The sequence below is a fragment of the Sphaerochaeta halotolerans genome, from assembly GCF_003429665.1.
GTDB lineage: Bacteria > Spirochaetota > Spirochaetia > Sphaerochaetales > Sphaerochaetaceae > Sphaerochaeta > Sphaerochaeta halotolerans.
The window spans coordinates 97,337-109,871 of the sequence record NZ_QUWK01000004.1 but is presented as its reverse complement, the minus strand read 5'-3'; the positions used below and the strand labels follow the sequence as shown (position 1 = coordinate 109,871).

Here is a 12,535-nt window from a genome sequence, read left to right as displayed (position 1 = left end):
TCTCCTGCACACCATAGGGGTAGACCAGTTCCTTGGGCTCCTCTACTACCGGTGCCGGGGCTGGTGCCGGGGCTGGTACCGCTACGAGCTCTGGAGCTGGTTCTACTGGGGGTACCGGCTCAGGAGCGGGTTCAACAGGAGCTGGGGGAATTGGTTCTACCTTTGCAGTGCTCTTACAGCCAACAAGGGAAAAAGCCAACAAAGCTACCAGCATTGCTGTCATAATTGTTCTTGAAAGACGTTTCACGTGTTTCCTCCTCATGACGTTCTCATGTGTCGTTGTATACGTACTCATCAACACTATAACACACACTACTTGAAACGGATACATTAAAAATGCTTGAAAAACGTTGATTTTCCGGAAGAATTAGAAAAAAAAGCAGCCTGCGATAGTATTAATCACAGGCTAATGGTTATTTTTCTTGATGCTAATTCCTTACATCAAATCTTTGGGCTTGCGAGCAGTATTACCTGATTTCTCGCAATATGCCACATGCCGAAGTTTTCCATTCTCGAAAACTGCTTTCATCTTGATAGCGCCACCCCAACGGCTGGTCATTGCCTTTGCACCTTCACGGCGTGCGTTTTTGGATACATTACCTGCCATATACCTATTCCTCCATACTTATTGCTCAATTTTTTATTATCATAACGATTATCACGTTACAAGTCAAATGTCTACCTAATCAGTGTAGCTACTTGTTGCAACTTTGACAATCGCTCAATAAAATGTTCTCATGAAAAAAATACTTTGGCTGTTAAGGCAGATATTTCTCATTCCAGTGTACCTATACAAAGGGATCCTGTCACCTTTTTTTGGTGGGGGGAGCTGCCTATACCATCCTACCTGTTCCTCATATATGGTAGATGCCGTGACAAAGCATGGAATTGTGAAAGGTTTTATCATGGGATTTGCCCGAGTTATCCGTTGCAGCCGATGGTTTTATGGAGGGGACGATCCAGTCCCAGAATCGTGGTCTTGGAAATCAATCAAAGAGGGTTTTATCATCTTTCGCAAGCGTTGATCACCCGGCAAGCTCCTTCACAAAGGGTATAAGCACCGAAAGTGCATTCTCATTATACCCACCTTCAGGGATGATTAAATCAGCAAACGCCTTGGTAGGCTCAATAAAATTGAAATGTCCAGGCCTCACGACCTCTAGATACTGTGTGCACACACTTTCAACGGTTCTCCCACGCTCTGCAATATCACGCTTCAACCGTCTAATGAAGCGTATATCATCAGGGGTATCAACATATAGCTTCAAATCCAACAAATCTCGAATATTGCTATCATATAAAATCATCAACCCTTCAATAATCACCAGGCTTTTTGCTGCTACCGACACTGTTTCTTCTTTTCTACGATGATGTACGAAATCATACTGAGGCATTTCAATAGGTTTACCCTCCTTGAGTGTCTTCAGATGTTCATGAAGTAGTTCCATATCAAATGCATCAGGATGATCAAAATTAAAAGCAGTGATATTTGCATTGCTTATAAAAGTAGCTGAGCGATAATAGTTGTCCTGTGGAATGAATACAAAATCCGTGCAGACCTCACTGATTTTCTTCACAATTGTGGATTTCCCGGAACCAGATCCCCCGGTAATCCCTATAATTTTCACCTCTTTCATACTAATGCTCCCTTCAGCAGATTTTTACTCTTTCTACTACAGCGATACCATTTATTACAAGTAGGTACCGTTACTATCGTCCTTATAAGAAAGAGCACGAGAAGACTCCCGACTTTGGGCGGGAGAGTTGTCACTTTACGCCAAAGGAGAACACCGTTGTATGCTTATAAGGTCGCTCCTTACTAAAAATACAGGAAGGAAACGCTTCATGATTCGGTGCATCTGGATAGTATTGAGTCTCAAAACAGACTCCACCATGCTTGGGGTAGGCTACTCCACCCTTCCCAATCTCTTTACCTTCAAGAAAATTCCCACTGTACAGCTGCACAGCTGGCATGGTTGTCTTGATTTTCATGGTTCGACCGGAGACCGGCTCATAAATCCACGCGAATTCTACAGGTTTTGCCACGGGTGTCTGTTCAAGAATAAAACAGTGGTCATACCCCCCTGCTTCTTGCATATCCCTTCCCAATGCTTTTCCCTTGGTAAAGTCAAAGGCAGTACCTTGAACTGGCACCACTTTTCCAGTGGGAATCAGTTGCTCATCAACCTTCAGATATCGGTCACAAGCAAGTTTCACCTCATGTGCAGTAATTTCACCACTGCCAGCGCCTCGTAAATTGAAATAGCTATGATTGGTCAAGTTGATCGGTGTAGGAGCAGAGGCAGTCGCTTCATACTCAATATGTAGTTCCCCGTTTTTGGTAAGCACATAGGAGACCGTACAATTCACATTGCCGGGAAAGCCACCATCACCATCAGGACTGAAGAGACTCAACACCACTCCAGGATTGCCATGCAATTCGAAGGGCTCTACGTGCCAGTTCCGCCATCCCCAATTACTCTTTCCACTATGAAGGGAGTTCCCCCCTTCATTTGTTTCAAGGGTATACTGTTTTCCTCCCAGAGAGAACGTACCTTTTGCTATACGATTCGCGAATCGACCCACAATTTGCCCGAAGTAGGTTGTGGATCTCAAGTTATCCAAAGGGTTGTCAAAACCAAGTACTATATCTACTACCTTCTTGTTCCGGTCCGGAGTCTTTAGTGTCTTAAGATTAGCCCCTAGACTCAAAATCTCAGCGGAATAATCACCAATGGAAAGTGTTATCACATAAATGGGTTCCCCATCATTGGTTTGGGCGACAACTTGTTTGGTCAACATATTACACTCCTGTGAAGCTATACTTTCTTGCAACGAGTATACACCCAGCCACAATCGAGAACAACAATGAATTAGGCAAATACGTTATTTAGAACTGTCATCACTCTTCAAAACAGCGAGGAATGCACTCTGAGGAATCTCCACATTCCCTACCATTTTCATGCGCTTCTTTCCCTCTTTCTGTTTCTCAAGCAATTTGCGTTTTCTGCTGATATCACCACCATAACATTTGGCTGTCACATCCTTGCGGAAGGCGTTGATGGTCTCCCTGCTGACAATGGTACCTCCAATAGCTGCTTGGATTGCTATCTTGTACTGCTGACGGGGAATTTCCCCCTTCAACCGTTCACAAACCTGTTTCCCACGCAATTGACTGCTTCCCCTAAAGACGAGTTGGCTCAAAGCATCAACCGGCTCCCCATTCACGAGGATATCCATCCTCACCAGATCGGTACGTTTGTAACCAATCAATTGGTAGTCGAATGAAGCATACCCCCGGCTAACCGACTTCATACGGTCATAAAACTCAAAGAGCACCTCACTCAAAGGCATCTCATACAGTAACTCCACACGCTTCTCATCAAGATAATTCATCCCAACCTGAACTCCACGTTTTTCCATGCAGAGCGTAATCAGGGAGCCAACGAACTGAGAGGGAGTTATGATATTTGCCTGGATGAAAGGCTCCTCTGCATATTCAACCCGCATTGGATCAGGATACTCAAGTGGATTGTCAATATTGATAACATCACCATTCTTCATATGTACGATGTATTTGACCGAAGGGCTGGTAAAGACGATAGACAGTCCGAATTCTCGTTCAATACGTTCCTGGACCACCTCAAGATGCAACATTCCCAAGAATCCACATCGGAATCCAAATCCCAAAGCAGCTGAACTATCCTTCTCATAGATTAAGGAAGCATCGTTGAGCTTAAGTCGCTCAATTGCACTAACCAGTTCTTCATAATCATTGGTATCTACCGGATAAATAGAACTGAACACGACCGGTTTCACATCTTTGAATCCCGGAAGAGGGTTTTTTGCTGCATTCTTTACAGTGGTAATGGTATCGCCGACTCTTACGTCGCTGATTGTCTTTACGCCCGTGATGACATACCCAACATCTCCTGCGTGCAGTGCATCTGTTTTCACCAAACCAAGCTGGAAGAAACCGACCTCCTCAACCTTGTAGGGGGTATCAGTATGCATGAAGCGAACTTCAGATCCAACCTCCAAGATTCCATTGAAAACACGACAATGGACAATGACTCCTCGATATGCATCATAGTGAGAGTCAAAGATTAAGGCCTGAAGAGGCAAGGAGTCCTTCCCTTCAGGGGGATTAATCTGTTTGACGATTGCCTCAAAAAGTTCATCTACTCCTGCTCCCGTTTTTGCACTCACCAAAACTGTTTCTTCAGGCTCCAGGCCCAAATCATGGTCAATCTGGTGCAAACATGCATCAATATCTGCTGAAGGCAGATCAATCTTGTTGATGACAGGAATGATAGTGAGGTTGTGTTCCATTGCCATGTACAAGTTAGCCAAAGTCTGGGCTTCAACACCCTGTGAGGCATCTATAACGAGCAGGGCTCCTTCACATGAGCTGATTGCACGACTCACCTCATACGAGAAGTCAACATGTCCCGGGGTATCAACGAGGTTCAGCTCATAGGTCTTGCCATCCTTGGCCGTGTAGGGAATGGTTACCGCTTGGCTCTTTATGGTAATTCCCCTCTCTCTCTCAATATCCATAGTATCGAGAATTTGATCCTGCGCAGGACCACGAGACACATACAGTTTTGCTTTCTCAATGAAGCGGTCGGCAAGCGTCGACTTGCCGTGGTCAATGTGCGCAATGATGCAAAAATTACGTGTCAGTGTTGAATCAGCTGGCATACTGTTCCTTATTCATGTATAGGTTCTTCCTGCGTGCCAGGAGAAGCCTCCTCATTCGTTGAGGGTTCTCCCTGGAAATCATCGATGGCTTCGAAGCCCAGGAGAATCCTGATCTGTGCATCGTCCAGGGTCTCCTTCTCGATCAGCTCAGTGGTAAGGGCATCCAATTTGTCACGGTGCGTTGAAAGAAGCTGACGAGTCTCTTCCATTGCCTTGTCAAGAATCTTATGGATTTCCGCATCAATCCGTTTTGCTGTCTCTTCGCTGTAGTCCTTGTGCTGAGTAATCTCCCTACCCAGGAACAGCGGCTCTGCCTCATCTGCAAAATTTACAAAGCCCAATCCACTCATTCCCCACTCAGTAACCATCCTATGTGCTAGGTCGGTTGCTTGCTTGATATCGTTGCTGGTACCGGTCGTGGTTTCCCCATAGACCAATTCCTCTGCAACATATCCACCCATGCAAACCTTGATCCAGTCATCTAGCATGGAATGGGTCTTGGTGTAGGGATCACGCTCTGGAAGACTGACCGTAAGGCCAAGTGCACGTCCGTGCGGAATGATGGTCACCTTGTGCAATGGGTCAAGATGCTTGAGGTAGTAATGCAGCAAGGCATGCCCTGCTTCATGATACGCAGTAGCACGTTTTTCTTCATCAGTCATTGCACGACTCTTTCGCGCAACTCCGAGAAGAATCTTATCCCGTGCATCTTCCATCTCCTCCATCCCAACAGTGCTCTTGTTTTTCCGAGCAGCAAACAAGGCAGCCTCATTGACCAGATTTGCTAGATCTGCTCCGCTGGTGCCAGCTGACCCTCGGGCAAGACGCTTGAGGTCTACATCCTTTTCCAACTTGATCTTTCTGCAGTGAATCCTGAGAATCTCCTCGCGCTCCTTGATATCCGGAAGATCAACAACGACCTGCCGGTCGAAACGTCCAGGACGGAGCAAAGCAGGGTCTAGAACATCAGGGCGGTTGGTAGCTGCCATAACAATAACGCCTGTTGTGGTACCAAAACCATCCATTTCCACAAGGATTTGGTTCAAGGTCTGTTCCCGTTCATCATTTCCTCCACCAAGGCCACCTCCACGGGTACGTCCTACAGCATCAAGCTCATCAATAAACAGAATACAGGGAGAGTGTTTACGGGCTTGTTCAAACAAGTCACGTACACGGGCAGCACCCATTCCTACAAACATCTCTACAAAGTCGGAGCCACTGGTATGAAAGAAAGAGACACCACTCTCCCCAGCAACCGCTTTTGCAAGCAGTGTCTTGCCGGTTCCTGGAGGACCTACCAATAAAACGCCACGGGGGATTTTTGCCCCAACCTTGGTAAAGTGATCAGGATTCTTGAGGAAGGAGACTACCTCCTCCAATTCATACTTCGCCTCAACCTGACCAGCAACATCCTTGAAGGTAGTCTTCGTATCAGTCTCCATATACTCTTTTGCTTTACTCTTCCCCAACGTTGACATCATCTTCCCATTCAATCCACTGGACTGCCGGTACAGCATAATGGTAAAACCAATAAAAATTATCCAGGGAAGCAACTGCAACAGCACTTGCAGGAATGAAATTTCCTGTACAGAACCAGTGACAGAGACACCCTGTTGCTTCAATGTTTTGAGCAACATATCATCAAAGTATGGTATTCTGGTCTGCGCTGTGAGCCCATTTTTCAAAGAAAATCGAATCAAAGATTGTTCCTTGATCTCTACTTGCGTTACCTGACCAGACTCAACATAGGAGATGAATGTGGTGTAAGGTACCGACTGCTCAACACCTGCGGCACTACTAAAAAACATATACGCAAATAGAATTGCCAAGGTTGCAAATACAATCAAGGCAAACCGATTCTTTGGATTATTCGGAGGCATGAAAGGAGGCTTTTTGTCATTCTTGGGAGGACCCTGCCAGTACTGGTTTGGATCCTGGTTTTCCGAATGTTTGTCCGGTCCGTTCTCTTGGCTATCTTTTCTCAATTTCACTGTCATTGTTCCTTTATTCTACTACTATATATATTTGTCAATCTTCGGGCAAGGGGAGCCTTGAAACGACGAGCCAACCTATCCTTTCCCCCATACATACGTGCAAAAACCGCCACAACACCACTGCGGTCACACAAAAGAGGAACCGCAGGGTGTTTGCTCTTGGGAATATGGTAGGAAGAGAGCAGTTTTGACACTGAAACACTTCCTGCCTCCAGCTCAATGCAATCTCCTACTTCTGCAGATCGGATAACCGCATTCTTCAAGGAATCTGCATCAATCATAAGCAATTGGGAATCCATTTCCTCTTGCATTTCATCGATACGAAACAAGATTCCACCGGGAAAGGAAATTTCCTGTACCTTGCCAGGATTATCCAAAGGAAAAAGAAAATGAGGGTATTGCGTGACTTGGCTCCAGATTACCTGTCCATCAGAGATCAATACACTGCAGCCTCCTGTCTCAATATGCAACCGGGTAGCAGAGGTACTACCATCAAGGTGCGCTCGTAACCCTGCAACCATTACCTGACGGAGGCGTTGTGTTTCACAAGCGCATACTTCCGCGTACAAGCGAAACAATAATCGCTCACGCATTTCTTCCATCGTACCCTGGTACCATGCAAGAGAAAATCGCACCTCTCCTTTGCCCACCTCTACGTGAGAGAGGGCATCATCTTCCCAAGCCTGCAACATACTAGCAATTTCGGAAAACCGTTGGGACATAATGGAAACTGCATGGTAAGCCTTTGGGAAAAGAGCAAGAATCTGGGGTTTGACCTTATGGCGTAACTGGTTTCGTAAGTACGTATCTTGTGCATTGGAGGAATCCTCAGCCCACAGGAATCCTTCAGCCTCTACATACTCCCGCAGTGTTCTATGAGGAATCGTCAGCAATGGCCTGATCAGTACGGGATTACCCGCTGATTCACTCCATGCAGCAATCCCTTTAAGAGAAGAAACCGAGGCAGCCTGAAACAGACGCATCAGCAGGGTTTCCATCTGGTCATCCGCATTATGGGCAGTGGCAAGGTAAGTGCAGCCATGATTACGGCATGCAGCAAACAGGGCTTCATAACGAAGTGTTCTTGCGGCAGCTTCCACACCTTCCCCACACTTTTTCGCTTGTGCCTCAACGCTTCCTTTCCCCAAATCAAGAACCTCGAGAGAAAATCCCAATCTTTGGCAATTCGAATGACAAAGCTGTAATTCAAGGGACAACTCCGGCTCTGGACGTAGATGATGATTGACATAAAAGACGGAGACTTGCGCACTCTCCAACAAGCAGGAGAGACCCAACAGGAGCGCTAGGGAGTCACTTCCACCTGAAAAAGCTACAGCAATCTGTGCATCGTTGTCTATGTGGTGAGCAACCAGAAATTCATGGATTGTCTTAGGAACGATTGCGTCTGTTGTAGGCAAGCATTACCTCCTCCAGGGACTTTCCCTGAATAAGATCCTGTAGTGCAGAAGAAGCAAGCATGATTCCATCCTGCAATGCAGGGGAAGGATCATGAGAAAGTACATGATCCACTACCGACACCCCTTTAGCAGGTCTGCCTATACCAATATAGACACGAGTAAATTCACTACTATCCAGAGCACTGATAAGACTTTTAAGCCCATTATGGCCGGCACTGCTTCCTCCTCTACGGATTCTGATCAATCCAGGAGGCAAGTCCATCTGGTCACAGACTACCACGATATCTTCTGCTTTCACATCTGGAAAGTACCGCATGACTTCTCCACTATTGTTCATATAGGTTAGTGGCTCTACCAAGGATACAAAACTCCCCACCTTAGCCTGTCGGTAAAGACGAAAACAGCGCTTTCTCAGGCGAGCCTGAAAAAACGCTGCACAAGCTTCCACTGCATCGAATCCGACATTGTGGCGGGTGTTTGCATACTTGGCACCAGGATTACCCAGCCCAAGAATCAACTGCATTGTTTCCCCTACTCTTCCTCAGAAACAGCTGCTTCCTCTGCCTCTTCCTCAGTAGATTCCACAACTTCGGCCTTCACACCCTTGACGGAAGCAACGGTCTTGGACAGGTCCTCAAGAACTTTGATGGTTTCAGGGAATTTCACATCTCTCAAGTGCAATGCCTGGTTGATCTCCAAGTGGCTCACATCAGCTTCGATTGCTTCGGGGAGGTCCTTAGGAAGACATTCAATTTCAATTTCATGAAGAACCTGGTCAAGGATACCACCTTCACGAGTCCCGATGGGGCTTCCCTTGAGAACGATAGATACCAAAGCACGCAGGGTATGTCCATGAGTAACCTCATAGAAATCAACATGCTTGATCATTCCACGCATCAAGTCTTCCTGGTAGTCCTTCAACAAGACCTCATAGTGTTTTCTTCCTACAGCAATCTTCAACAGCGCACTCTCTGAAAAGTGACGCATCTTGTTAGTAAATTCCTGGGCATCAAGAGCGATGTGTACTGGATCCTTCTTTCCATAGATAACGGCAGGAATCTGGCCACTTCTAAGCAGGCGACGTGCACCGGCACTACCGAAATCCTCGGTTCTTGGTTTAGCTTTTAAGCTTCTATTGATGTCAGACATACATACTCCTTGTACTCTCATTGGTGCATCTTCTTTATGCGATGCCCAATTACCATAACATTCGGATATTTAGAATACCACTAGGGTGGGAGTATAGAATGTTTTGGCACACCAACACAAGTACTCCATACCACGAAAAAACGAGCAGCCCTAACGACAGGACTGCTCACTACTGGGAAGGAGGGATTCGAACCCCCGATGCCGGCACCAAAAACCAGAGCCTTAACCGCTTGGCGACTTCCCAACAACGGAAATGACAGTATACCATATTCCCAAGTTTGTCCAGCGGATTGTTATAATTCCTTTTTTTCCGCTGCCTGTGGGGCTTCTTGTGCTTCTTCTGAGTCATAAGCATCCATCACCACTTGCTGGAGATGATCTCTGAAGTCACTACTGATGGGGTGGGCTACATCCTTGAATTCACCATTGGCCAACTGTCTACTCGGCATAGCAATGAAGTCACCTTCCCTGCCCTCGATAATCTTGATATTGTGTACCACAAATTGATTGTCAAACGTTACGGTCACATAAGCCTTCAATTTGCCTGCTTGACTGACTTTTCGTACTCGAACCTCTGAAATGTCCACAAGAACCTCCAAACAAACAGTATCTTATTCTATAATACTAAACCGGTTTTCCAACTCATCACTTCAGTCCCAAACCGCGAAACAACCTCATCAAAAACAATTTGTACTTGCCTCTGGTCATCGCTGACGAAAAACCAACAAGCGCCACTACCTGTAAGCCCACTATACCCATTGCAAGCGCTGCGTAGTTGTTCAAGTTGGCTATAGAATGCTTGATGCTCCACACCTTGCTGAAAATCATTATACAACAAACTATTCCATACTGCAGGTGATTTCTTGAAAACTTCTGCAATCTCATCACCTGTTGGTCCCATTGTAACAAAATCACCGCCACGAATCTCATCAAGCCTGAAATAAGCAGATGACGTAGAGGTAGCAAATGAAATCGGCATCACCAAACACACCGCAAGATTTCTTGTCTCGACGGGGGTAATACCTTCACCTCTTCCCGTAACAATCGCGCAGCAATGCGAGGAGAGAAAAAAAGGCACATCACTGCCAACCTGCAGAGCAATATCTGCCAAGTTATTTTCATCAAGCGCATCATCTGAAGCATATTCCTGCAAAAGGTGGAGCACTGTAGCAGCATCGCTGGAACCACCTCCTAAACCAGCCTGGGCAGGAATTCGTTTCTTGCAATCTATATGCAAGGATAACGGTACATGTGCCCGTTCACACCAGAGTCGGGCAGCCTTGGTTAAGGTATCCTCTCCATTGAGCTGAAACGCTTCCAATCCAGTTACTTCTACCTTGAACCTACGACTCCCTGTTACCGTTATGGCAATATCATCGAAGAGATCCACCAAGGCAAAAAGTGAGCGGATGGGATGATACCCATCAGGAAACGGTTGACCGACGGCCAGATGCAGATTTACCTTGGCATAAGCAGGACGCGCAAGTATGGTATCCATGTTCTACAGAGTACCAAAGCCAAAGTTGATTGTCTAGTAAGATTTTTTCATACTTGTAAGCTATAAGCCATTTTTTTCAAGAAATACAATTCTAAAAGTGATATATTCATCAAAGATAGAAAACAAATCTAGAATACAAGCTTATGCATTTTCCCAGACACCCAACGCAACAAGTTGCTGCTGGGTTTTTTCTTGCCAGTTCCGATTGGCTTGAGGATTGGCAGGACTGGGGTGAATGATGGAGCCGAGTATGTATCTATCATCGCCGGAAACCACCTGTTGCAACTTCTTTAGTGCATACGTACCTACCCCGATTAAATAGGTTGGCTTCAGCAACAGAATCAGGTCAAGAAGGTAGCGGTCACAGATGGCTTCCAATGCCATCCGCTCACCTTTGGGGAGCTTGTCCGGAGTAATATTCTTTGCGTGTTTGGTTTGTTCCATAAATGCCAATGGGCAATAATTGGTAATGGCAATCTCCTGTGAAAACGCATCGGCATTCTCGTAATGTTCTGCCATCAGTGCCCAGAGTCGCTTACCACTGACCTCACTTCGCTGTACAGATAGCCCAAGCACTGGACGTGATGGATGTTCGATAGCGGGTTTTTTGATAGGTTCGTCAAGCTTGAGGAACTCCCTCACGGCACCCACTTCACCAAAGGGGATGCCGTTCTGGGCCATGCCGAAAGGCCCTGGATTCATCCCGAGCATCAGTGTATTCACTGGATGAGCAAGATACTTCCTTATGTATGCTTCATGCATGTTCCAAGCATATTGTAATGGATTATAGATGTAAAAATCTCCACTGAATCGCAGTTGCTCCACCTGCCAAGCAAACAGCTCTGTACGTTGTACGATCTCTTGTGAGCAATTCTGCACCACTGTACCCCTAGCATTAAATTCGGTTTGTACCGTATGATACCACAACATGGCACAAAAGGTTGAGAAACTCAAGGGAATCATTTTTGACAAGGATGGGACGTTGTTTGACTATGCTCAGGTCTGGGAGACTATCCTTAAAGAAGGTATTGAACTGACCTTCAATTCCATGCGAAAACAGCACAAACAGAGCGCGAGTCAGGCAATGCTTAGCCTGATGGGCATAGATGAAGACGGTCAGTGCATTCCAAGGGGTTTGATGTTTACCCATCGTAGGGCCCAAATTTTCAGAAGATTCCTACTCTATTGCATTCGTTACCGTGTCAATCCAATCCAAGCATTCAAAGGCTATCAGAGAAGTATAAAACATAGTGAAGTCTTGCTCAACGAAAAGCTCAAGCAGATGGACTTCTCTATACAGCAAAGCTTGTTCAAAAGACTGAAAGAGGAAGGGTATCACATTGGAGTCATCACCAGTGACAATGCTTCTTCAACCAATCTGTTTCTCTCCTTGATGGGCTTGGAAAAAATGGTGGATTTCATAGCAAGCCGTGACAGCAACTACCGCAGGAAACCCCATAGTGAAGCATTCGATGCATTTTGCAAACAGACTGGGATTGAACCCTCTCAGGTAGCAATGGTAGGTGACACATTCACCGACATGCTGTTTGCAAAGCGAGCTCATGCAGGATACCGGGTTGCTCTTCTAAGCGGAAGCAATGACAGAAGAAGGCTAGAACGGTTAAGTGATGTTGTCTACGAGGATATTTCTTCCCTTCATACTGATACACGACTGTTTCCAGCCAAATAGTACGTTTTAACTAAGTGTCCAATCATTTTCATTGAAAGAATTTATGCTTTTTCTTGACAAATGAGTACCTTTCTGTGAGAAT

The 12,535-nt window shown here is 45.8% G+C and carries 14 protein-coding genes and 1 tRNA gene; 2 read left to right on the top strand and 13 right to left on the bottom strand.

The genetic code is table 11. From position 1 onward, the window contains the following. Both DYP60_RS04890 and DYP60_RS04885 read right to left on the bottom strand, forming a co-directional pair. Nucleotides 1-247, bottom strand: a 247-nt coding sequence (locus tag DYP60_RS04890; RefSeq protein ID WP_117329767.1) for a hypothetical protein, incomplete at its 3' end; no start/stop codon positions are given. 189 nt (nt 248-436) lie between these two features. Further along, nucleotides 437-607 (bottom strand): hypothetical protein, encoded by a 171-nt coding sequence (locus tag DYP60_RS04885; protein ID WP_117329766.1) that lies wholly within the window; start codon nt 605-607, stop codon nt 437-439. 130 nt (nt 608-737) lie between these two features. On the opposite strand from DYP60_RS04885, the gene yidD reads away from it, so the two are divergent. Then, nucleotides 738-1,025 carry a membrane protein insertion efficiency factor YidD gene (gene yidD / locus DYP60_RS04880; RefSeq protein WP_117329765.1) on the top strand — a complete coding sequence of 96 codons (288 nt, stop codon included), beginning with the start codon at nt 738-740 and terminating at the stop codon, nt 1,023-1,025. Here yidD and udk read toward each other — a convergent pair whose 3' ends face one another. The 11 genes from udk to DYP60_RS04825 all read right to left on the bottom strand — a co-directional run bounded on the left by udk (nt 1,026) and on the right by DYP60_RS04825 (nt 11,642). Continuing rightward, nucleotides 1,026-1,637, bottom strand: coding sequence for a uridine kinase (gene udk / locus DYP60_RS04875; protein WP_117329764.1), 612 nt, complete (start codon nt 1,635-1,637; stop codon nt 1,026-1,028). It lies immediately after the preceding gene. Between the two features lie 130 nt (nt 1,638-1,767). After that, nucleotides 1,768-2,802, bottom strand: a complete 1,035-nt coding sequence (locus DYP60_RS04870) for an aldose epimerase family protein (RefSeq protein ID WP_117329763.1) — start codon at nt 2,800-2,802, stop codon at nt 1,768-1,770. A gap of 84 nt (nt 2,803-2,886) precedes the next feature. After that, nucleotides 2,887-4,704 (bottom strand): translation elongation factor 4, encoded by a 1,818-nt coding sequence (lepA, locus tag DYP60_RS04865; protein WP_117329762.1) that lies wholly within the window; start codon nt 4,702-4,704, stop codon nt 2,887-2,889. 8 nt (nt 4,705-4,712) lie between these two features. Beyond that, nucleotides 4,713-6,695 carry an ATP-dependent zinc metalloprotease FtsH gene (gene ftsH, locus DYP60_RS04860; protein ID WP_240622823.1) on the bottom strand — a complete coding sequence of 661 codons (1,983 nt, stop codon included), beginning with the start codon at nt 6,693-6,695 and terminating at the stop codon, nt 4,713-4,715. Nucleotides 6,696-6,697: 2 nt separating this feature from the next. Then, nucleotides 6,698-8,116: a tRNA lysidine(34) synthetase TilS gene (gene tilS, locus DYP60_RS04855; RefSeq protein ID WP_117329761.1), complete on the bottom strand. Its 1,419-nt coding sequence runs from the start codon at nt 8,114-8,116 to the stop codon at nt 6,698-6,700. Beyond that, nucleotides 8,088-8,639: an aminoacyl-tRNA hydrolase gene (pth, locus tag DYP60_RS04850; RefSeq protein ID WP_117329760.1), complete on the bottom strand. Its 552-nt coding sequence runs from the start codon at nt 8,637-8,639 to the stop codon at nt 8,088-8,090. The genes tilS and pth overlap by 29 nt, the downstream gene beginning before the upstream one ends. Before the next feature lie 8 nt (nt 8,640-8,647). Then, nucleotides 8,648-9,265, bottom strand: coding sequence for a 50S ribosomal protein L25 (locus DYP60_RS04845; protein WP_117329759.1), 618 nt, complete (start codon nt 9,263-9,265; stop codon nt 8,648-8,650). Nucleotides 9,266-9,437: 172 nt separating this feature from the next. Next, nucleotides 9,438-9,509, bottom strand: a tRNA-Gln gene (locus DYP60_RS04840). A gap of 49 nt (nt 9,510-9,558) precedes the next feature. Further along, nucleotides 9,559-9,852 carry a septation regulator SpoVG gene (gene spoVG, locus DYP60_RS04835; protein ID WP_117329758.1) on the bottom strand — a complete coding sequence of 98 codons (294 nt, stop codon included), beginning with the start codon at nt 9,850-9,852 and terminating at the stop codon, nt 9,559-9,561. Nucleotides 9,853-9,881: 29 nt separating this feature from the next. Continuing rightward, on the bottom strand, nt 9,882-10,763 hold the full coding sequence (gene ispE, locus DYP60_RS04830) for a 4-(cytidine 5'-diphospho)-2-C-methyl-D-erythritol kinase (RefSeq protein ID WP_117329757.1): 882 nt from the start codon (nt 10,761-10,763) through the stop codon (nt 9,882-9,884). A gap of 141 nt (nt 10,764-10,904) precedes the next feature. Next, on the bottom strand, nt 10,905-11,642 hold the full coding sequence (locus DYP60_RS04825; RefSeq protein WP_165849500.1) for a uracil-DNA glycosylase family protein: 738 nt from the start codon (nt 11,640-11,642) through the stop codon (nt 10,905-10,907). A 49-nt stretch (nt 11,643-11,691) separates the two neighbouring features. On the opposite strand from DYP60_RS04825, the gene DYP60_RS04820 reads away from it, so the two are divergent. Beyond that, the gene (locus DYP60_RS04820; protein WP_117329755.1) at nt 11,692-12,453 is read left to right on the top strand and encodes an HAD family hydrolase; all 762 of its coding nucleotides are present in this window, start codon (nt 11,692-11,694) and stop codon (nt 12,451-12,453) included. Nucleotides 12,454-12,535 lie beyond the last annotated feature (82 nt).